The sequence below is a fragment of the Modestobacter sp. VKM Ac-2979 genome, assembly GCF_026967995.1.
Taxonomy (GTDB): Bacteria; Actinomycetota; Actinomycetes; order Mycobacteriales; family Geodermatophilaceae; genus Modestobacter.
On the sequence record NZ_JAPVBO010000005.1, the window covers coordinates 68909 to 89330 of the forward strand.

Below are 20422 nucleotides of genomic sequence, written 5' to 3' on the forward strand. Positions count from 1 at the left end.
GTACGCTCGTACACATGACGGACGACCCGCGCTCGATGCGCGACCGGATGCTCGCCGGCGACCCGTACATCGCCGACGACCCGCAGCTGGCGGCGGAGAGCACCCGGGCGCAGTCGCTCACCCACCGCTACAACACGATGGACCCCACCGACGGGGCCGCCCGACGTGCCGTGCTCGAGGAGCTGCTCGGCGCCTTCGGCCCGGGCAGTGAGATCCGCGCACCGTTCCACTGCGACTACGGCTCCCAGACCACGGTCGGCGCGCGCACCTTCGCGAACTTCGGGCTGGTCTGCCTCGACGTCGCCCGGATCACCATCGGTGACGACGTACAGATGGGCCCGAACGTCCAGCTGCTCACCGCGACCCACCCGCTGGAGCCCGGCCCGCGCCGGGACAAGTGGGAGTCCGCCGAGCCGATCGTCGTCGAGGACAACGTCTGGCTCGGCGGCGGTGTGATCGTCTGCCCCGGCGTCACGATCGGCGCCAACACGGTGGTCGGCGCCGGCTCGGTGGTCACCCGGGACCTGCCCGCCGACGTCGTCGCGGTCGGCAGCCCGGCCCGCGTCGTCCGACCGCTCCCGTGAGCCAGGCCCCCGACTCCGAGACGGGCGACCGGCCGGTGCGGCGGCACGACCCCGACCGGGCGGCGCGGATCGTCGAGGCGACCGTCGACGTCATCGCCGAGCACGGCGTCGCCGGCACCACCCACCGGCTGATCGCCGCGGCCGCCGACGTCCCGCTGGGCTCGCTGACCTACCACTTCACCGGCCTGGAGGACCTGCGCGCGCAGGCCTTCGCCCTGCACGCCGAGCGGATGGCGGTCAAGTACGAGGCGCACTTCGCCGAGGTCGCCAGCACCGCAGACGTCGTGGACGCCGTCACCGAGCTGGTGCACGCCGACGCCGATGCCGACGACCGCGACTGGGCGGTGGCCTACGAGCTCTTCCTCGCTGCGCTGCGCGACCCGGCGCTGCGGTCGGTCACCGAGTCGTGGATGCGCCGCAGCCGCGGGGTGCTCGAGCGGTTCGTCGACCCGACCACCTCACGGGGGCTCGACGCGCTGGTCGAGGGCCTGGTCATGCACAAGGTCCTCTCCACCCGGCCGGTCTCCCGTGCCGAGACCCACGAGATCATCGCCCGGGCCGTTCGGCCCACCGACTCCCAGGAGCTCCCGCGTTGACCAGCACCGACGTCCGCCGGTCGCCCGACCCGGCCCAGGTGACCACGGCCATGCGGGCGGTCTACGTCGCCTTCATCGGCGCGGGGTTCGCCTTCGCCAGCTGGGCCAGCCGGATCCCGCAGGTCCGCGACCGGCTCGACCTCGACCCGGCCGCGCTCGGCCTGGTGCTGCTGGCCATCGCCGCCGGGTCGGTGATCGCCCTGCCGCTGGCCGGCACCCTGATCGGGCGGATCGGCTCTCGCGCGACGGTGATCGTGATGGCGCTCGTGCTCGCCGCGGCGACGGGCGTCATCGCCATCGGCTCGGTCACCTCGGTGGCCGTGCTGACGGCCGGGCTGTTCGTCATGGGCCTGTCCAACGGCGCCTGGGACGTCGGGATGAACGTCCAGGGCGCCGTCGTCGAGCGGCACCTGGGCCGGGTCGTCATGTCCCGCTTCCACGCCGGCTTCAGCCTGGGCACGGTCATCGGGGCGCTCCTGGGGACGGCGATGGTCGCCCTCGACGTACCCGTGCCGGTCCACCTGGCCGGGGTCGCCGTGCTCGTCGCGGTGGTCGTGCCGCTCACCACGCGGGGGTTCGTCCCCGACGTCGACACCGACCCCGACGGGGTCCCGGCCGAGCGGTTCAGCGCGCTGGCCGCCTGGCGGGAGCCGCGCACGCTGGTGATCGGGGTGGTCGTGCTGGCCTTCTCCTTCGCCGAGGGCACCGCCAACGACTGGCTGGCGGTGGCGCTGATCGACGACCACGGCACGTCGGAGACGACCGGCACGCTGGGCTTCGCGCTGTTCCTCACCGCCATGACCCTGGCCCGCTGGTTCGGCGGCTCGCTGCTGGACCGGTACGGCCGGGTCCCGGTGATCCGGCTGCTGGCCGGGCTGGCCGTCGTCGGCCTGCTGCTGTTCGTGTTCGGGTCCCCGCCGGTCGCCTTCCTCGGCGCCCTGCTCTGGGGTGCCGGCGCCTCGCTCGGCTTCCCGACCGGGATGAGCGCCGCGGCCGACGACCCGGCGGGGGCAGCCGCCCGCGTCAGCGTCGTCGCCTCCATCGGCTACTGCGCCTTCCTGGCCGGGCCGCCGCTGATCGGGCTGCTCGGGCAGCAGGTGACCGTGCTGCGTGCGCTGACCGTCGTCGCCGTCCTGCTGGGCGTGGCCGTGCTGGTCGCCGGGTCGCTGCGCCCGCCGGTCCGGACACCGGCGGACCGGGTGTGACCACCTCCGCAGCCACCCCACTCGGCAGAGCCGGCCCCGACCGGTGAGGATCGGGGGGTGACGAGCTCCGCCCCGAACCCCGTGACCGGCGCCCCGACGACGGACGCATGGGGCATCGACGCCAGCTGGCTCGACGCCCTCGACGAGGAACACACGATCGCGCAGGCCACCATCGACCGGCTGCGGGAGGTGATCGGCACCCCGCCCGAGGACCTCCTCGACCGGGCGCCGATCGTGGCGCGGCCCGGGGACGCCCTGGAGGTCGACCGCGCCGACGTCGAGTGCGAGGACGGGCAGACCCGGCAGGTCGACGGCGAGCTCCCCGAGGACTTCCCGCTCGGCTACCACCGGCTGCGCACTCCCGACGGCCGGGAGCGGCGGCTGATCGTCTCCCCCGGCCGCTGCTGGCTGCCCGAGGGCTGGCGCGCCTGGGGCTGGGCGGTGCAGCTGTACGCCACCCGCGGGCGTGAGAGCTGGGGCATCGGCGACCTCGGCGACCTGCGCACCGTGCGCGAGTTCGCCCAGGCGCAGGGCGCGGGCTTCGTGCTGGTCAACCCGCTGCACGCGGTCGCCCCGACCCCCGGCCAGGAGGACAGCCCCTACCTGCCGGCCACCCGCCGCTTCCGCAACCCGGTCTACCTGCGGATCGCCGAGGTGCCCGGCGCCGACGCCGTCGACATCGAGGCCGACGCCGGCCGGGCGCTCAACGACGGCGAGCTCATCGACCGCGACGCCATCTGGGCGCTCAAGCGCCGGGTGCTCCAGCGGGTCTTCGACGCCGGGGTCGACGAGGGGCCCTTCCGCGACTGGTGGTGGCACCAGGGTCAGCCGCTGATGGACTGGGCGACCTGGTGCGCGCTCGCCGACGAGCACGGCCCGGACTGGCACACCTGGCCCGAGCCGCTCCGCGACCCCCGCGGCGGTGCCGTGGCCGACTTCGTGGCCGGCCACGACCGGGAGATCGCCTTCCACGCCTGGTTGCAGTGGCTGCTCGACGTCCAGCTGCGGGCGGCCACCGAGGGCACCACCGTGATCCAGGACCTGCCGATCGGGGTGGCCGGCGGCGGCGCGGACGCCTGGGCCTGGCAGGACGTGCTGGCCCAGGGCGTGAGCGTCGGCGCCCCGCCTGACGCGTTCAACAGCCAGGGCCAGGACTGGGGCTCCCCGCCGTTGGTGCCCTGGCGGCTGCAGGCAGCCGACTACGAGCCGTTCATCCAGTCGATCCGGGCCACGATGGCCGGTGCGGGCGGCCTGCGGGTCGACCACGTGATGGGGCTGTTCCGGCTGTGGTGGGTGCCCTCGGACGGCAGCGCGGCCGAGGGCGCGTACGTCCGCTACCCGCACGAGGACCTGCTGGACATCGTCGCCCTGGAGAGCCACCGGGCGCAGGCCATCGTCGTCGGCGAGGACCTGGGCACCGTCGAGGACGGCGTCCGCGAGGCGATGGCCGAGCACGGGATCCTGTCCTACCGGCTGCTGTGGTTCGAGGACGACGAGCCCGCGCAGTGGCCCGCCGAGGCGATGGCCGCGATCACCACCCACGACCTGCCGACGGTCGCCGGGCTGTGGACCGGCTCCGACCTGGCCGAGCAGCGGGAACGCGGGCTGGGCACCGAGGAGGAGCTGCTGCGCGGCCGCACCTCGCTGCTCGGGCACCTGGACTTCGTCCCGGAGGGCGCCGACCCGGCCGAGGCGGTCGAGGCGGCCCACCGGCAGCTGGCCACCGCACCCTCGACCCTGCTGTCGGCGACGCTGGACGACGCGCTCGCCGAGGAGCGCCGGCCCAACATGCCCGGCGCGAACGACCGGCCCAACTGGTGCCTGCCGTTGCCGGTGCCCACCGAGGAGCTGGCCGCGCACCCCGGCGTCCAAGCCGTCGCGGGGGTGCTGGGCGCGGGGCTGCACCCGGTCACCACCAAGGGCAAGGTCAAGAGCGGCAAGCGGAGCAAGAGCACCGGCAGGAGCACCCGGACCAAGCACCGCTGAGCACCGCGCCCCGCATCGTGGGGCGAGACCGGGCTGGTGGCTGCCTGTGCCGCCGCGAGGCAGCCACCAGCCCGTGGTGATCACCGCCGGGGTGCCGGTACGCACCCCGGCCGCCGTCAGCTCCGGATGAACTCCAGCAGGTCGGCGTTGATGGTGGCCGCCTCGGTGGTCGGCATGCCGTGCGGGAAGCCGGCGTAGGTCTTCAGCGTCCCGTTCGGCAGGAGCTCGACCGACAACGGCGCCGAGTCCGCGTAGGGCACGACCTGGTCGTCGTCACCGTGCATGACCAGCACCGGGACGGTGATCTTCTTCAGGTCGTCGGTGAAGTCGGTCTGGGAGAAGGCGACGACGCCGTCGTAGTGGGCCTTGGCGCCGCCCATCATCCCCTGGCGCCACCAGTTCTGGATCAGCCCCTCGACCGGCTCCACGCCCGGCCGGTTGAAGCCGTAGAACGCGGTGGCCGGCAGGTCGCGGTAGAACTGCGCCCGGTTGGTGGCCACCTGCTCCTGGATGCCGTCGAAGACGCTCTTGGGCAGCCCGCCCGGGTTGGCGTCGGTCTGCACCATGATCGGCGGCACCGCGCTGATCAGCACCGCCTTGGCGACCCGGTCCTGGCCGTGCCGGGCGATGTAGTGCACCACCTCGCCGCCGCCGGTCGAGTGCCCCACGTGCACCGCGTCGCGCAGGTCCAGGTGGGCGGTGAGCGCCGCCAGGTCGTCGGCGTAGTGGTCCATGTCGTGGCCGTCGTCGGTCTGGGTGGAGCGGCCGTGGCCCCGGCGGTCATGGGCGATGACCCGGTAGCCGTGCTGCACGAAGAACATCAGCTGGGCGTCCCAGTCGTCCGACGACAGCGGCCAGCCGTGGCTGAACACGATCGGCTGACCGGTCCCCCAGTCCTTGTAGTAGGTCTCGATGCCGTCGTGGGCCAGGACGGGCATGGCGTCTCCTCCGTGGGTGCTGTGGGTGATGGCGCTGAGCACGCTAGGGACGACGCCGCCGCGGGACTGTGCCCTCGGTGCCCGGTGCTGGCCCCTGCGTGCCGACCACCCGGGACGGACGCCCTTCCGCACAGTCGGTCGGGGCGACAGGATGTCGGTGCTCGCGGCAGCGTCGCCGACCACCCGCACGGGGAGGCGCGATGGTCACGGTCCTGGACAGCCGGCAGCTCACCGGTGCCGACCGCCGTCCGGCCGCCGTCGTCGCGCGGCTACAGGCCGGGATGGGCTCCCGGGTGTGGCTGCGCGAGCCGGCGGCACCGGTGCAGGTGCGCCTGGACGCCTGGGAGCTCGGCGGGCTGCCGGTGCTGCGCGCCGACGTCGTGGGTCCCCTGGCCGTCGGCCGCCGCCGGCCGCCGCCGGACGCCCCGCCGGTGGTGTCGCTCTACGTCCAGGAGCACGGCACCGGCCGGCACGAGCAGGGCGGCCGGCAACGTGCCCTGACCCCTGGCACCCTCGCGGTCACCGACGTGACCTCCCCCTACTCCTTCGCCTGGGGGGACACCGAGGGCGCGGGCCGGGCCCTGCAGATCCCGGTCGCCCGGCTCGGGCTGTCGGTGGACGTCGTGCGCCGGGCGGCACCGCACGTGGCGGACAGCCCGCTGTACGAGCTGGTCCGGGCGCACGTCGCCCAGGTGACCCGCGACGCCGAGAGGCTGACCGCAGACCCGGGGTGGCCGGCGCTGTCCGTGGCCACCGTGGAGCTGGCGCGGGCCCTGGTCATCTCCGCGGCGGATGCGGACGGCACCACCTGCGCCGTGCCGGGCGAGACCCTGCTGACCCGGATCCGCACCTGGGTCGACCAGCACCTGACCGACCCCGACCTCGACGCCGCCCGGGTCGCGGCCGAGCACACGATCAGCGTCCGCCAGCTCTACCGGCTGTGCTCGGCAGCCGGGTTCAGCCTGGAGCAGTGGGTCATCGACCAGCGCCTGGAAGGCGCCCGGGCCGAGCTGGCGCGGCCCGGCGGCCGGCCGATCGCCGCGGTCGCCCGGTCATGGGGGTTCAGCGACCCGTCGCACTTCAGCCGCCGGTTCCGGGCGGCCTTCGGGACGACGCCCCGGGAGTGGCGCGACCAGCGACCACCCCCGGTGACGCCCCCGCCCCCCGGCGCCGTCGCCAGCGCCAGCGCCCGCGCCCGCGTCGGCGCCGGCGCCGGCGCCGGCGCCGGCGTCGGCGTCGGCGTCGGCGTCGGCGTCGAGTGACAGCTGAGCGGGGATCCCGGGGCCGGAAAGCCCGCTCAGCTGTCAGTCGACGGCGGTCCGGCGTGCTTCGAACGTGTGTTCGACCGGCGTGCGAGGATGTCCGGGTGGCCGGGGGGATGCAGCGGGGGCGGCACGCCGGCTCGTTGGCCGACCGCGCAGCCCGGTCCGGGTTCCCCGGGCCACCGCCGTCCGGGCCCCCGCCGTCCGAGCCACCGCCGTCCGGGCCACCGCCGTCCGGGCCCGCGACCCCGGCCGACGCCGTCCGCCGGCCGGCCGGCGGCCACGGACGGCACTGCTGGGTGCACGACCCGCCCGACGCGCCGGGCACCTGGCCGGGCCTGCTGGTGGAGTGGCGACAGCGGGAGGACGGCTGGCACGGCCGGGTCGCCTACACCGTCGTCGGTGCGCACGGCCCGGTGCTGGTCGAGGCCTGGCTCCCCGCTGAGCAGCTGGCCCAGGGCTGACGGGGCCACCCCGGTTTGCGGGTGGCCCATCGCGGGATACCGAGGAGGGGATCCCGCCCGGAACCGCCGGGCCATGAGAGCGGAGGACGCGATGACCAGCCCGCACGACGAGCCGACGCTCGACGACGTGATGACCCCGCAGGAGCCGGCCCCCCGGGACCGCAGCGAGCACGCCAAGGACCCGCACCTGTCCGACGAGGCGCTCGAGCACCGCACCGAGCTGGAGCGCCAGGCGGTGCAGTCCGACGACGCCGACCCGGCCGGCGCCTACGAGCACGACGCCACCGAGGGCTGAGCCGACCGGCTCCGACGAGGGCGGCGCACCCGGGACCCCGGGTCGCCGCCCTCGTCGCGTCCGGTCAGGGCTGCAGGGAGCGGGTGCGGCCGAGCGCGCCGGTGAGCACCAGGGCCGCGAGCGCGCACCCACCGGCGAGCAGTGCGACCCCGGGCCAGCCGGCGTCCTGCCAGGCCCGGCCGGCCAGCGTGCCGCCCACCGACGAGCCGACGTAGTACCAGAACGAGTAGAGCGAGGCCGCCTGCCCGACCGGCCGGCCGCCCAGCTGGGCCCGCGCCGCCACCCAGCCACTGGCCACACCGTGGGCGGCGAAGAACCCGACGGTCAGCACGCACAGCCCCAGGACGACGCACCACAACGGCGTCGGCAGGGTCAGTGCGATGCCCGCCGCCATCAACGCCACGGCCCCCGGCACCACCACCCGCCGGCCCATCCGGTCGGCCAGCCAGCCGGCGGTCGGCGAGCTCGCCGAACCCAGCAGGTACGCCAGGAACACCAGCCCGGCCACCGCGGGCGTCAGCGAGTAGGGCGCGGACTCCAGCCGGAAGGTGCCGGCGTTGTAGACGGCGACGAACCCGCCCATCAGCAGCGCGGCCAGCCCGTACAACGCCAGCAACGCCGGGTCGGTGAACGCCGAGCCCAGCTGGCGCAGCAACCTCCCCTGCCCGGAGAGTGGGGTGAACCGGCGGGCCGGGGGCAGCAGCAGCCGGACGGCGACCGCGCAGGCGACGGCGACCACCGCCGCGCCGCCCAGCGCCGTCCGCCAGCCGCCCAGCTCGGTCAGCACGCCGGTGAGCAGCCGGCCGGACAGGCCACCGATCGCGGTGCCGCTGACGTAGAGCCCGATGGCCCGCGAGCTCATCGCCGGGTGCAGCTCCTCGCGCAGGTAGGCCACCGCCACGGCGGGCAGCCCGGCCAGGGCGAAGCCCTGCAGCCCGCGGAGCACCAGCAGCGCCTCCCACCCCGGCGCCAGCGCGATCAGCACCGCGAGCAGCGCGGCGGCGGCCAGGCTGGCGTGCAGGATGCCGGTGCGGCCGCGGCGGTCCGACAGCGGACCGAGCACCAGCAGCCCCACGGCGAGCGCGGCGGTGCTCACCGAGATGACCAGCGTCGAGGCCGCCGGGGTCACCTCGAAGGAGCGGCTGAACTCCGGCAGCAGGGCCTGCGGGGCGTACAGGCTGACGAACACGGCGATCCCGGCGAGGAAGACGGCGGTCGCGGCCCGCCGGAAGCCCGGCTCACCGGCCCGGTGGCCCGGCCACTCCCCCGTCGTCACGCCCGGGAGCCTGCCCGTGTGAGCCGCGGCACCCGCGGCGGGGTCAGGAGGCCTGCCCGGCCACCAACTCGTCGGCCCGGGAGTCCAGTGCCTCCTGCGCCACCTCGGCGTCGTCGAAGGGCACCGCGGCGCCGTCGTCGGTCAGCGTCGTCTCGTGGCCGCGCCCGACGACGAGCACCACGTCCCGGCTCCCGGCGGCCTCCACCGCAGCGGTGATCGCCTCCCGGCGGTCGAGCACGGTGTGCACGACCGCGCTGCTGCCGATCAGCCCGACCCGCAGCTCCTCGACGATCGCCTCGGGCCGCTCGCCGTGGCTGCCCTCGTTCGTCAGCCACACGGTGTCGGCGGCGCGGGCGGAGACACCGAGCCCCTGGCGCTTGTACCGGTCGCGGCGGCCGCGGGCGCCCAGCACCAGGTGCACCTCCCCGCCGGGACCGGTGAGGTCGCGGGCGGTCTGCACGGCGGCGGCCAGCGCCCGAGGGGTGTGGGCGTAGTCGACGACGACGAGCGGCCCACCCGGCTCGCGCAGCAGGGTGTTGCGCCCCGCCGGTGCCGCGGTCGTGGCCAGGCCCGCGGCGATGGTCTCCGGCGCCAGCCCGAGCGAGCGGCCGGTCGCCCAGGCGGCGGCGATGTTGCCCACGTGCACCCGGCCGACCAGTGGCGAGCAGATCCAGTGCCGCCCGCCGTCGTCCTCGACGACCACGCTGGTGCCGTCCAGGCCGGTGCGCCAGCCCACCACCCGGACGTCGGCGGGCACCTCCGGCCGGGTGCTCACCCGGGTCACCGGCACCCGCGCCTGGTCGGCCAGCCGACGGCCCCACGGGTCGTCCACCACGATGACGGCGCTGTCGGTGCGCTCGGGGGTGAACAGCAGCGCCTTGCTCGCCCAGTACTGCTCGATCGTGCCGTGGTGATCGAGGTGGTCCTCCTCGAAGCCGGTGAAGACCGCCACCTCGACGTGCACGGCGTCGACCCGGCCGACGTCCAGGGCGATGGAGGAGGCCTCTACCACCGCGCTGGTGGCGCCCGCGTCGAGCATCCAGCGCAGCAGCCCGTGCAGCTCCGGCGCCTCGGGGGTGGTCAGCCGGGTGCCGCGGGTCTGACCGGCCACCCGTGCGCCGAGTGTGGTGACCACTCCGGCGCACTCACCGGCGGCCTCGAGCACGCCGCGCACCAGCGTGCTGGTCGTCGTCTTGCCGTTGCTCCCGGTCACGCCGACCAGCCGCAGGTGCTCGGCGGGGTCGCCGGTCAGCAGGGCGCCCAGCGGCCCGAGCAGCGCGCGGACCGACGGCACCAGCAGCTGCGGTGCGTCCAGCGGCAGCAGCCGGTCGACGAGGAGCGCCGCAGCCCCGGCGGCCAGGGCGGCCTCGGCGAACCGGTGGCCGTCGCTGCTCGCCCCGCGGACGCAGGCGAACAGGCAGCCGGGGGTCACCGCCCGCGAATCGGTGACCAGGTCCCGCACCAGCAGGTCGTCGGCGCCACCGGAGCGGACGACGGGACCGGCGGCCACGCTGCGGGCACGGGACTCGACGGCAGCCCAGGGGACCGCGGGGAGCGACACCCGGTCGACGGTAGGCCAGCGGCGCGTACCCGGCAGTGCGAGATCCGGTGGCGCACGACCGTCCTGTCGCCGACGCACCGCGCGGCTGGTTGGCTCGGGCCGTGCCGCAGCTGACCACCGTCGACGTCGCCTGCTGGGTGCTCAAGAGCAACCGGCCGCCCGAGGCGCTGGCCCCCCGGTGGCGGCCGGGTGACGCTGTGGTGCTGGACCGGTGCGTGCGACCCTCCTACCGGCTGAGCCTGATGGCGCCGGGCCAGCCGTGTCTGTTGTGGGTCAGCGGCCGCGACCGGCCCGGGGTGCACGCCCTGGGCGAGCTGGCCGGGCCGGTGGACGACGCTGCTCCGGGCGGGCCGGCGGTCGCCGTCCGGTGGACCCGGCTGGCCCACCCGGTCGACCGGGCCGAGCTGCTGGCCGATCCGGCGACCCGTGCGGCCGAGGTGCTGCGGATGCCCGCGGGGAGCAACCCGTCGTGGCTGTCGCCCGACCAGTACGCGGCCGTGCTCACCCACGCCGGGGCCACCGCCTGACCGAGCCGCTCAGGCGCCCCGGGGCGCGTACATGATCAGCGCGACGCCGAGCAGGCAGACCAGCGCACCGGCGACGTCCCAGCGGTCCGGCCGGAAGCCGTCGGCGGCCATCCCCCACAGCAGCGACCCGGCGACGAAGACCCCGCCGTAGGCGGCGAGCACCCGGCCGAAGGCGGCCTCCGGCTGCAGTGTGGCGACCATGCCGTAGAGCGCCAGCGACACCATCCCGATGCCCACCCAGAGCCAGCCGCGGTGCTCCCGCAGGCCCTGCCAGACCAGCCAGGCCCCGCCGATCTCCAGCAGAGCGGCGAGCACGAACAGGGCGATGGAGCGGATCGTCACACCGGCCAGTCTCCTGGTCGCACAGCCGGGGCTGGGACCATGGCTCACCGTGACGGACAGCCGGTACCGCTGGGGCGGGCTCGCGTGGGTGCTGACCCTGCAGTTCTTCGTCGTCGAGGCGATCGCCGCGCTGCAGTACGACGGCTACTCGTACTCGGCGGACGTGATCAGCGACCTCGGGACGGCCACCTCCCCGGCCCGGTTGCTGATGAACGCCTCCTTCGTCCTGCAGGGGGTGCTGATCATCGCCGGGGCGGTGCTGGTGCGACCCGGGCTGTCCGGCACCGGCGGCCGCCTGGCCGGCCCACTGCTGGCCCTGTCCGGGCTCGGGGTGCTGCTGGTCGGGCTCTTCCCCTCCGACGGCGACACCACGGTCCACACGGTTGCGGCGGGGGTGCACTTCGTCGCCGGAGCGATCGGGCTGATCGCCCTGGCCTACGGCGTGCGGCCCCGCTCGGAGGCGGTGGGCACCACGCTGGCCGTGCTGGGCCTCGTCGGGGTGATCGGCACGATCTTCTTCGCCTCTGCGGTGTTCATCGGGCTCGGCGAGGGCGGCATGGAGCGGGTGGCCGGGTACGTCGTGCCGCTGGGCCTCCCCCTGGCCGGTGCCCTGCTCTGGCGGCAGAAGGACGACTGGCTGGCGCTCACCAACCCCGACGGGACGCCGAGCCGCCGGCAGCTGCGGGAGGACGCGCGACTGGAGCGCGCACAGCGGGCCGCCGAGCGGGACGCCGCCCTGGAGGCAGCGACCCGCCACCCGGCCCCAGGCCCGGCGCGCCCGAGCACGGACGCCGTGGACGAGGCCGACGACTTCGACCCCGACGACCCCTGGGCCCCCCGGCGGCGCTGAGGCCGGGGCGCACCGCCGATCAGGAGCAGCAGGCGTCGGCACCCTCGGGGGTCAGCGCCGCGAGCGTGGCCAGCGCCTTGACCGGCCCGGCGAGGGCCTCGCAGCAGAGCGCGTAGACGTTGCTGCGCCCCTTCGGCGTGCTCGTGACCAGCCCCTGGTCGCGCAGCGGCGCCAGGTGGTGGCTGACCAGGGTCTGGCTCATGCCCGCGGCGTCGGTCAGCTCGCGGACGGTGCGCGGCCCCTCGGCCAGCAGCAGGAGCAGGTGCAGCCGGTTGGGGTCGCCGAGCGCCTTCAGCTGCGGGGCGAGCAGGCGGGCACGATCGGCGGGAGAGGTCAGCTCGTCGACGTCGAGCAGTCGCACGTCCAGGTCCTGGCGCATGCCGGAGAGTTTGCCACACGGTGGTTGTTGTCAACAGTGTTCGCTGTTAATGTCACCCCGCGTTGGTCGACGAGCGAGGAGTGCGGATCGCATGAGCGCGTACACGACGGACGACCTGCCGGTCGTGGTGATCGGTGCCGGCCCGGTCGGGCTGGCCGCCGCGGCCCACCTGCTGGAGCGCGGCCTGGAGCCCCTGGTGCTGGAGGCCGGCGACCAGCCCGCGTCCGCGGTGCGGGCCTGGGGGCACGTGCGGCTGTTCTCCCCCTGGGAGTACGACGTCGACGACGCCGCCGTCCGGCTGCTCGAGCAGACCGGCTGGGAGTCCCCCGACCGTGACGCGCTGCCCACCGGCGCCGAGCTCGCCGAGCGGTACCTGGCGCCGCTCGCCGCGACGCCGCAGCTGGCCGGCCGGATCCGCACCGGCACCCGGGTGGTCGCGGTGAGCCGGGCCGGCGTGGACAAGACCCGCTCCGTCGGCCGGGAGGGCCGGGCGTTCGTGGTGCGCACCGTCGTCGACGGCCGGGTGCAGGACCTGACCGCGCGCGCGGTCGTCGACGCCTCCGGCACCTGGGGCCAGCGCAACCCCCTGGGCGCTGCCGGTCTCCCCGCGATCGGTGAGGAGCAGGCCGGTGACTGGCTGGTCGGTCCGCTGCCCGACGTGCTCGGCCGGGACCGGGCCCGGTTCGCCGGGAAGCACACCCTGGTGGTCGGCATGGGGCACTCGGCGGCGAACACCCTGCTGGCGCTGGTCGAGCTGCAGGGCAGCGCGCCCGGCACGCGGATCAGCTGGGCCATCCGGGGCCGCTCCCCCGCCCGGCTCTACGGCGGCGGCGACTCCGACGGGCTGCCCGCCCGCGGGCTGCTCGGCTCGACCCTGAAGTCCGCCGTCCGGGCCGGGCACGTCGAGCTGCACCGCGAGGTCACGCTGACCGAGCTGGCACCGACCGGCGACGGCCGGCTCCGGGTGACCGGGACCGGCCGGGACGGCGCCCCGGTCGACCTGCAGGTCGACGCGGTGGCCGCCGCCACCGGCTTCCGCCCGGACCTGGACGTGCTGCGCGAGGTGCGGCTGGACCTGGACCCGGGCGTGGAGGCGCCGGCCCGGCTGGCCCCGCTGATCGACCCCGACTTCCACTCCTGCGGCACCGTGCCCCCGCACGGGCACCGCGAGCTCGCCCACCCCGACGAGGGCTTCTACCTGGTCGGCATGAAGTCCTACGGCCGGGCCCCCACGTTCCTGCTGGCCACCGGCTACGAGCAGGTGCGCTCGATCGCCGCCGCGCTCGCCGGGGACCTCGAGGCAGCCGATCGAGTGCAGCTGCGGCTGCCCTCGACCGGGGTGTGCAGCACCGACCTGGGCGCCCGGGAGACCGCCGAGACCGCGGGCGTCGGCTTCCCCACCGGCAGCGCGCACGGCCGGTCGGCGGAGGAGGCACAGCCGGCGAGCTGCTGCGGCCCGGCGCCGCAGCCGGTGACCACCGGAACCTCCGCCCTGGACTGATGAGCGGCTCCGCGGACCTCCAGCGGCGTCCGCCCCGGCACGTGCTGCCGGCGCTGTGTGCCACCGAGGTGGTCAGCTGGGGGGTCCTCTACTACGCCTTCCCGGTCGCGCTGGCCTCGATCACCGCCGACACCGGCTGGTCGGCGTCGGCGACCACCGCGGCGTTCTCCGCGGGGCTGGTGGTCTCTGCGCTGGCCGGGATCCCGGTCGGGCGGTGGCTCGACCGGGCCGGCCCCCGGCGGGTGATGACCACCGGCTCGCTGCTCGCCGTGCCCGCGACAGCGGGGATCGGGCTGGCACCCAGCCTGGCGTGGTTCGTCGTGGCCTGGCTGGTGGCCGGGGTCGCCATGGCCGCGGTCTTCTACCAGGCCGGCTTCGCCGCGCTCACCCGCTGGTACGGGCCGGGCCGGGTGCGGGCGCTGACCACGCTGACGCTGGTGGCGGGGCTCGCGAGCACGGTCTTCGCGCCACTGACCAGTCTGCTGCTGGCGCACCTCAGTTGGCGGGCCACCTACGTCGTCCTGGCCGGGGTGCTGGCCGTGGTGACGGTCCCGCTGCACGCCCTGGCGCTCACACCCCCGTGGACCCCGGCGCCCGAGCGCGGCTCCTCGGACGCCGCGCCGGCGTCGGTGCGCTCGATCGTGTCCAGCTCCGGCTTCCTGCTGCTGTCCGGGGCGCTCACGCTCACCGCCTTCGGCATGTACGCGGCCAGCCTGACGCTGATCCCGCTGCTCACCGGGCGGGGGATGTCGGCGTCCCTGGCGGCCACCACGCTCGGTCTGCTGGGCGCCGGCCAGCTGCTCGGCCGAATCGGCTACGCCCCGCTCACCGCCCGGACCACCCCCGGCACGCGGACGGTCGTCATCCTGGCCGCCTCCGCACTGGCGATCGGCCTGCTGGCCGCGGTCCCGGGGCCGGTCCCGCTGCTCGTCGGGCTGGCCGTGTTCGCGGGGGCGGCGCGCGGCGCCGCCACGCTGCTGCAGGCGACCGTCGTCGCCGACCGGTGGGGCAGCGCCCGGTACGGCGCCCTGTCCGGCTGGTTCGCCGCCCCGATCACCGCAGCCGCTGCGCTCGCCCCGTGGGCGGGCACCGCACTGGCGGAGTCCGTGGGCAGCTACCCGGCGACCTTCGCCGGGCTGGCGGTGCTGGTGGCCGTCGCGGCCGGCGCCGCGGCGTTCAGCGCCCGGCTGGAGTCGGCCGGCGGCCCGTCACGGGGTCACCGGCTCGCCAGCCGCAGCCGGGTGGCCCGGTAGGCGATCCCCACGGCGAAGACCGCGGTGCCGCCGACGACGGCCTGCCACGGCAGGGTCGCCACCAGGACCAGGCAGCCCACCAGGCCGAGCACCTGCAGCGCCCGGGGGAACCGGCGGTGGGCGCCGTCCTGGGTGAACGCCGCGGCGTTGGCGACGGCGTAGTAGAGCAGCACCCCGAAGGAGGAGAAGCCGATCGCGCCGCGCAGGTCGACGGTCAGCACCAGCAGGCAGACGACGAGCCCGACGGTGACCTCGGCGCGGTGCGGGACGGCGAACCGGGGGTGCACCGCGGCCAGGTACCGCGGCAGGTCGCCCTGCCGGCCCATCGCCAGGCTGGTCCGGCCGACGCCGGCGATCAGCGCGAGCAGCGCGCCGAGCGCGGCGGTGGCCGCGCCGATCCGCACGACCGGGCCGGCCCAGTCCCAGCTGCCGGCGGCCACGGCGGCGGCCAGCGGCTCGGCGGTGGCGGCGACGCCGTCGGCGCCCAGCGTCGTCAACAGGGACACCGCGACCACCAGGTACACCACGACGGTGAGGCCCAGTGCCAGCAGCACCGCGCGCGGGATGGTCCGCGCCGGGTCCCGGACCTCCTCGCCCATGGTCGCGATGCGCGCGTAGCCGGCGAAGGCGAAGAACAGCAGGCCGGCCGACTGCAGCACCCCGAGGACGCCGCCCTCGACCGCCCAGTCCCCCGGCGCCGTCCCGCCCGCCGGACCGCCGAGGAGCATCGCGGCGACCGCGACGGCCAGCGCGGTCAGCACGACGGTGACGATGACCCGGGTGAGCCCGGCGGTGCGGGTCACGCCGCGGTAGTTCGTCGCGGTGAGCGCCAGCACGGCGGCCACGGCCACCGGGCGCTGCCAGCCGGCCGGCGCGGCGTACGCGGCGAAGGTGAGCGCCATCGCCGCACAGCTGGCCGTCTTGCCGATCACGAAGCCCCAGCCGGCGAGGAAGCCCCACCAGTGCCCGAGCCGCTCGCGCCCGTAGACGTAGGTGCCACCGGAGGCGGGGTACTGCGCGGCCAGCTGGGCCGAGGCGGTCGCGTTGCACCACGCGACCACGGCCGCGATCGCCAACCCGATGAGCAGCCCGGCGCCGGCGGCCTGGGCGGCCGGGGCGAACGCGGCAAACACGCCGGCGCCGATCATCGACCCCAGGCCGATGACGACGGCGTCGCCGGTGCCGAGTCGGCGGGACAGGCCTGGTCCGACGGTCACACCGACTCCTCGTTCCCGGTCTGCAGCTCGGCTCCGGCCCCCGCGCCCAGGTCGAGTCGGGTCCGGACGCCGACATCGTCCCCCGGCACCCCTGGCGCACCACCGTGATCCGCGCCACGATGACGGCGTCTGCGGGTCACCGACCGAACCGGAGCACGAGCATGCGCCACTGCCTGATCGTCGCCAACCAGACCCTCACCACCGACACGCTCAGTGCCGCCGTGGAACAACGCATCGCCGCCGAACCGCACGAGTTCCACATCGTGGCCCCGGCCACGCCGCTGGACGACCAGCTGGACGGCCCCGGCGCCTACGCGAGCCTGGGCCCCTCGCCGGCCGACCGCGCCTATGCCGTGGCCGCCCAGCGCCTGGAGCAGGCGCTCGAACACCTCCGGACGCTGGGTGCCACGGTCGACGGCGAGGTCGGTGACCCGGACGTGCTGGAGGCGGTCCGCGGGGCCCTCCAGCACGTCGCGGCCGACGAGATCGTCGTCTCCACCCTGCCGCACGGGCTGTCGAAGTGGTTGCGCCGCGACCTCCCGGCCCGGCTGCGCAAGGCCACGGACGTCCCGGTCACCCAGCTCACGGCCGACCAGGACGCCGACGCCCGCACCTGACCGGAGGCCGCACCCGCGGTCGCGCCCCGGGCTCACCGCGGGCGCGGGTCGACGCCGAGCTCGGCGGCCAGCGACCGCACCTGCCGGGCGATGTCGTCCCGGACCAGCCGCATCCGGTCCATGCCCTCGACGCCGCGCGCGGAGGGCTCGTCGACGTCCCAGGTGAGGAGACGGGTGCCGGGCACCGGCTCGACCCGGGCCTCCCGGCCGAGGGTCACCACGACGTCGGCGTCCCGCACCAGCCGCTCAGAGACCGGCTTCGGGCGCTCGCCGCTGATGTCGATGCCCAGCTCGGCCAGCGACCGGACCGACTGCTCGTTCAGCGCGTCGCCGGGCGCCGTCCCGGCGGAGGCCACCTCGACGGCGTCCCCGGCGAGGTCCGCCATCAGCGCCGCGGCCAGCTGCGACTTCCCGGAGTTCCGCGCGCAGACGAACAGCACGCTCGGCCGGCCGGTCACGGGGTGACGGGCACCTGGAGCTCGGTGAGCAGCCCGCGGATGCGCGACTCGATCTCGTCCCGGATCGGGCGCACGGAGTCCACGCCCTTGCCGGCCGGGTCCTCCAGCGCCCAGTCGAGGTACCGCTTGCCCGGGAAGACCGGGCAGGCGTCCCCGCAGCCCATGGTGATGACGACGTCGGAGGCCTCGACGGCGTCGGTGGTGAGCACCTTGGGCCGCTGGTCGGAGATGTCGATGCCGACCTCGGCCATGGCCGCGACCGCGGACGGGTTCACCTGGTCGCCGGGCACCGAACCGGCCGAACGCACCTCGACGGCGTCGCCGGCCAGGTGCCGCAGCCAGCCGGCGGCCATCTGGGAGCGGCCGGCGTTGTGCACGCAGACGAACAGGACGCTGGGGCGGTCGTTCACGGGGGTCTCCTCGTTCGTGGGGCGGGTCACGCCAGGGCCGCGGATCGTGCAGCGCGGGCGGGGGGTCGGTGTTCCCTGGTCCACGCCTGGCCGGCCAGCTGGACCGCGTCCCAGGGTGAGCCCAGGGGCGGGGTGTACGCCAGGTCCAGGTCCGCCAGGTCCTCGACCGCCATGCCGTGGAACAGGGCGGTGGCCACGACGTCGGCGCGCCTGGCCACCTCGCTGCCCAGTCGGCCGACGAGCTGGGCACCGAGCAGCCGGCCCGTGTCGGCGTCGGCGGTGACCCGGATCGTGATGGGCCGGGCCCCCGGGTAGTAGGCCTTGTGGTCATCGGGGGTGGCCTGGGTGGTGACCGGGCGGAAGCCGGCGGCCCGCGCCTCGTGCTCGAGCAGGCCGGTACGGGCGACGACCAGGTCGAAGACCTTGACCACCTGGGTACCGACGCTGCCGGCGAAGCGGGCGTGCCCGCCGACGGCGTTGGCACCGGCGACCCGGCCCTGCTTGTGCGCCGTGGTGCCCAGCGGCAGGTAGGTCACGTCCAGCAGCCGGTGGTGGGTGACCACGCAGTCCCCGGCCGCCCACACGTGCGGCAGCCCGGTGGCCATCGTCTCGTCCACCACCACTGCGCCGCCGGCACCGGTGCTGGCGCCCGCGTCGACCAGCAGCTGCACGTCGGGGCGGACCCCGGCGACCAGGACCACCAGGTCGAACGCACGCTCCAGGCGGCCGCCCGCGGTGGAGACCGCGATCCGAGCGTCGTCGGTGCGGGCCAGCCCGGTGACGCTGGTGCCGGTGAGCACCTCGACCCCGTGGCCCTCCATCTCCGCGCGGACGAGGGCGCCCAGCTCGGCGTCCACGGTGGCCAGCACCTCGCTCGGGCGCTGGGCGACGGTGGTGGCGATGCCGCGGGCGACCAGCGCCTCGGACATCTCCACGCCGATGTAGCCGGCGCCCACGATCAGCGCGTTGCGCACCGTGCGCGCCTCGAGGCCCGCCATCAGGGCGTGCGTGTCGTCGATGGTGTGCAGCAGGTGCACGCCATCGGCCGCTGACAGGCCGTCCGGACCCCCGACCCCGGTCATGGCCGGGACCGCCGGGTGGGCGCCGGTCCCCACGACCAACCCGTCGTAGGCCAGCGTGTCCGTCGCCCCGTCCGCGGTGGTCACCGCGACGCGCTGCCCCACCACGTCGATCCCGGTCGCCCGGGTCTCGACCCGGAGGGTCAGCCCGGCGTCCTCCAGCTCGGCGTACGTGCGGTGCGCCAGCGACTGCCAGGCCGGCACGTCGCCGGACACGTGGTAAGGGATCCCGCAGATGGAGAAGTTGGGGTAGGCGTCGGCCACCACGACGGTGACCTCGGCGGTCGGGTCGACCTCCCGGGCACGCAGGCCGGCGGAGATGCCTGCGTCGCTGCCGCCGATGACCACCAGGCGGCGGCTCACGCGCCGAGCTCGGCCAGCAGTCCGACCATGGTGGGTTCCGCGCTGGTCATCAGCGGACTCCCTCGGGTGCGGTGGCGGGGACGGTGGGGTCGCCCGGGAACCAGCGGCGGGCGGCCCAGAGCGAGACGTAGACCAGCGCGACCAGCACCGGCACCTCGATCAGCGGGCCGACGACCCCGGCCAGCGCCTGCCCGGAGGTGACGCCGAAGGTGCCGATCGCCACCGCGATCGCGAGCTCGAAGTTGTTGCCGGCGGCGGTGAAGGCCAGCGTGGCGGTCTTGGCGTAGCCCAGCCGCAGCCGCATGCCGAGCAGGAACGACCCGCCGAACATGAGGAAGAAGTACGCCAGCAGCGGTAGCGCGATGCGGACGACGTCCCACGGGTTCGAGGTGATCGCATCGCCCTGGAGGGCGAAGAGCATGACGATGGTGAACAGCAGGCCGTAGAGGGCGACCGGGCCGATCTTCGGCAGGAAGCTCCCCTCGTACCAGTCCCGGCCCTTGGCGCGCTCGCCGATCGTGCGGGTGAGGAAGCCGGCGACCAGCGGGATGCCGAGGAAGACCAGCACCGAGACGACGATCGCCCAGAAGCTGAAGTCCGCCGACGTGGTCGACAGGCCCAGCCAGCCGGGCAGCACCTGCAGGTAGAACCAGCCGAGGACGGCGAAGGCGAGGATCTGGAAGACCGAGTTGATCGCCACGAGCACGGCGCCGGCCTCGCGGTCACCGCAGGACAGGTCGTTCCAGATCAGCACCATGGCGATGCACCGGGCCAGGCCGACGATGATCAGCCCGGTGCGGTACTCCGGCAGGTCGGGGAGCAGCAGCCAGGCCAGCGCGAACATCAGCGCGGGGCCGACCAGCCAGTTGAGCACCAGCGAGGCGACGAGCAGCTTGCGGTCGCCGGTGACCCTGTCCAGCTCGGAGTACCGGACCTTGGCCAGCACCGGGTACATCATCAGCAGCAACCCGATGGCGATCGGCAGGCTCACCTCGCCGACCCGGACGGCGTCCAGCGCGTCGTCCAGCCCGGGGACGAACCGGCCGAGCAGCAGGCCGAGGACCATCGCGGCGACGATCCACACCGGCAGGAAGCGGTCCAGGGTGGACAACCGTGCCAGCACCGGGGTCTCGAGGTCGGTGCCGGAGCGGGGGGTCTCTGCGGCGAGATCGCTCATGGGGTGGGCTGCTCCTCTGCCCCCCGGTGAGGGAGGCTGTGCATCGACGTCGGTCTATCTGTTCCAGAGGATGCCGGGGGTA

At 75.4% G+C, this 20422-nt stretch carries 22 protein-coding genes; 12 read left to right on the forward strand and 10 right to left on the reverse strand.

Features of this window, described 5'->3' with window-relative positions; genetic code table 11:
* Positions 1–14: 14 nt before the first annotated feature.
* From O2W15_RS15140 to malQ, 4 genes are read left to right on the forward strand one after another with little or no spacing between them, the layout of a single operon-like run.
* Positions 15–584, forward strand: a complete 570-nt coding sequence (locus tag O2W15_RS15140; protein WP_269179990.1) for a sugar O-acetyltransferase — start codon at positions 15–17, stop codon at positions 582–584.
* On the forward strand, positions 581–1180 hold the full coding sequence (locus tag O2W15_RS15145; RefSeq protein WP_269179991.1) for a TetR/AcrR family transcriptional regulator: 600 nt from the start codon (positions 581–583) through the stop codon (positions 1178–1180). Before O2W15_RS15140 ends, O2W15_RS15145 begins: the two co-directional genes overlap by 4 nt.
* A complete protein-coding gene (locus tag O2W15_RS15150; protein ID WP_269162352.1) occupies positions 1177–2385 on the forward strand; it encodes an MFS transporter in 1209 nt (402 codons plus the stop codon). Before O2W15_RS15145 ends, O2W15_RS15150 begins: the two co-directional genes overlap by 4 nt.
* Positions 2386–2442: 57 nt before the next feature.
* Positions 2443–4371 (forward strand): 4-alpha-glucanotransferase, encoded by a 1929-nt coding sequence (malQ, locus tag O2W15_RS15155; RefSeq protein ID WP_269179992.1) that lies wholly within the window; start codon positions 2443–2445, stop codon positions 4369–4371.
* Between the two features lie 116 nt (positions 4372–4487).
* On the opposite strand, the gene O2W15_RS15160 is transcribed toward malQ, so the two are convergent.
* The gene (locus tag O2W15_RS15160) at positions 4488–5309 is read right to left on the reverse strand and encodes an alpha/beta fold hydrolase (protein ID WP_269179993.1); all 822 of its coding nucleotides are present in this window, start codon (positions 5307–5309) and stop codon (positions 4488–4490) included.
* A 200-nt stretch (positions 5310–5509) separates the two neighbouring features.
* Here O2W15_RS15160 and O2W15_RS15165 point away from each other — a divergent pair, with 200 nt between their 5' ends.
* The 3 genes from O2W15_RS15165 (at position 5510) to O2W15_RS15175 (ending at position 7330) form a co-directional block, all read left to right on the forward strand.
* A complete protein-coding gene (locus O2W15_RS15165; protein ID WP_269179994.1) occupies positions 5510–6571 on the forward strand; it encodes a helix-turn-helix domain-containing protein in 1062 nt (353 codons plus the stop codon).
* A gap of 104 nt (positions 6572–6675) precedes the next feature.
* Positions 6676–7035: a hypothetical protein gene (locus O2W15_RS15170; RefSeq protein ID WP_269179995.1), complete on the forward strand. Its 360-nt coding sequence runs from the start codon at positions 6676–6678 to the stop codon at positions 7033–7035.
* Positions 7036–7126: 91 nt separating this feature from the next.
* Positions 7127–7330, forward strand: coding sequence for a hypothetical protein (locus O2W15_RS15175; RefSeq protein WP_269162347.1), 204 nt, complete (start codon positions 7127–7129; stop codon positions 7328–7330).
* Positions 7331–7394: 64 nt separating this feature from the next.
* Here the strand turns inward: O2W15_RS15175 and O2W15_RS15180 are convergent, their stop codons facing one another.
* Both O2W15_RS15180 and O2W15_RS15185 read right to left on the reverse strand, forming a co-directional pair.
* The gene (locus O2W15_RS15180) at positions 7395–8606 is read right to left on the reverse strand and encodes an MFS transporter (RefSeq protein ID WP_269179996.1); all 1212 of its coding nucleotides are present in this window, start codon (positions 8604–8606) and stop codon (positions 7395–7397) included.
* 43 nt (positions 8607–8649) lie between these two features.
* Positions 8650–10167, reverse strand: a complete 1518-nt coding sequence (locus O2W15_RS15185) for a Mur ligase family protein (RefSeq protein ID WP_269179997.1) — start codon at positions 10165–10167, stop codon at positions 8650–8652.
* 101 nt (positions 10168–10268) lie between these two features.
* On the opposite strand from O2W15_RS15185, the gene O2W15_RS15190 reads away from it, so the two are divergent.
* Positions 10269–10694 carry a hypothetical protein gene (locus O2W15_RS15190; protein WP_269179998.1) on the forward strand — a complete coding sequence of 142 codons (426 nt, stop codon included), beginning with the start codon at positions 10269–10271 and terminating at the stop codon, positions 10692–10694.
* A 9-nt stretch (positions 10695–10703) separates the two neighbouring features.
* Here O2W15_RS15190 and O2W15_RS15195 read toward each other — a convergent pair whose 3' ends face one another.
* Positions 10704–11036, reverse strand: coding sequence for a YnfA family protein (locus O2W15_RS15195; protein ID WP_269156815.1), 333 nt, complete (start codon positions 11034–11036; stop codon positions 10704–10706).
* Positions 11037–11085: 49 nt separating this feature from the next.
* Here O2W15_RS15195 and O2W15_RS15200 point away from each other — a divergent pair, with 49 nt between their 5' ends.
* Entirely contained in the window at positions 11086–11886 is an 801-nt protein-coding gene (locus O2W15_RS15200; protein WP_269162343.1) for a DUF998 domain-containing protein, read from the forward strand.
* A gap of 19 nt (positions 11887–11905) precedes the next feature.
* On the opposite strand, the gene O2W15_RS15205 is transcribed toward O2W15_RS15200, so the two are convergent.
* Positions 11906–12265 (reverse strand): ArsR/SmtB family transcription factor, encoded by a 360-nt coding sequence (locus O2W15_RS15205; protein ID WP_269162342.1) that lies wholly within the window; start codon positions 12263–12265, stop codon positions 11906–11908.
* Between the two features lie 91 nt (positions 12266–12356).
* Between O2W15_RS15205 and O2W15_RS15210 the strand changes: the two genes are divergently transcribed.
* Both O2W15_RS15210 and O2W15_RS15215 read left to right on the forward strand, forming a co-directional pair.
* Positions 12357–13766 carry an FAD-dependent oxidoreductase gene (locus O2W15_RS15210; RefSeq protein ID WP_269179999.1) on the forward strand — a complete coding sequence of 470 codons (1410 nt, stop codon included), beginning with the start codon at positions 12357–12359 and terminating at the stop codon, positions 13764–13766.
* Positions 13766–15019: an MFS transporter gene (locus O2W15_RS15215; protein ID WP_269180000.1), complete on the forward strand. Its 1254-nt coding sequence runs from the start codon at positions 13766–13768 to the stop codon at positions 15017–15019. Before O2W15_RS15210 ends, O2W15_RS15215 begins: the two co-directional genes overlap by 1 nt.
* Here the strand turns inward: O2W15_RS15215 and O2W15_RS15220 are convergent.
* A complete protein-coding gene (locus tag O2W15_RS15220; protein ID WP_269180001.1) occupies positions 14983–16236 on the reverse strand; it encodes an APC family permease in 1254 nt (417 codons plus the stop codon). The genes O2W15_RS15215 and O2W15_RS15220 overlap by 37 nt on opposite strands.
* Before the next feature lie 161 nt (positions 16237–16397).
* Between O2W15_RS15220 and O2W15_RS15225 the strand changes: the two genes are divergently transcribed.
* Positions 16398–16853, forward strand: a complete 456-nt coding sequence (locus O2W15_RS15225; RefSeq protein ID WP_269162338.1) for a hypothetical protein — start codon at positions 16398–16400, stop codon at positions 16851–16853.
* Between the two features lie 32 nt (positions 16854–16885).
* On the opposite strand, the gene O2W15_RS15230 is transcribed toward O2W15_RS15225, so the two are convergent.
* Genes O2W15_RS15230 through arsB form a run of 4 tightly spaced genes read right to left on the reverse strand, consistent with a single transcriptional unit; the run spans position 16886 to position 20340 of the window.
* Complete coding sequence (locus O2W15_RS15230) at positions 16886–17311, reverse strand: arsenate-mycothiol transferase ArsC (RefSeq protein ID WP_269162337.1); 426 nt, start codon at positions 17309–17311, stop codon at positions 16886–16888.
* Positions 17308–17721 carry an arsenate reductase ArsC gene (locus O2W15_RS15235; RefSeq protein ID WP_269180002.1) on the reverse strand — a complete coding sequence of 138 codons (414 nt, stop codon included), beginning with the start codon at positions 17719–17721 and terminating at the stop codon, positions 17308–17310. The genes O2W15_RS15230 and O2W15_RS15235 overlap by 4 nt, the downstream gene beginning before the upstream one ends.
* Before the next feature lie 26 nt (positions 17722–17747).
* Complete coding sequence (locus O2W15_RS15240) at positions 17748–19163, reverse strand: FAD-dependent oxidoreductase (RefSeq protein WP_269180003.1); 1416 nt, start codon at positions 19161–19163, stop codon at positions 17748–17750.
* Between the two features lie 49 nt (positions 19164–19212).
* Positions 19213–20340, reverse strand: coding sequence for an ACR3 family arsenite efflux transporter (arsB, locus tag O2W15_RS15245; protein ID WP_269180004.1), 1128 nt, complete (start codon positions 20338–20340; stop codon positions 19213–19215).
* Positions 20341–20422 lie beyond the last annotated feature (82 nt).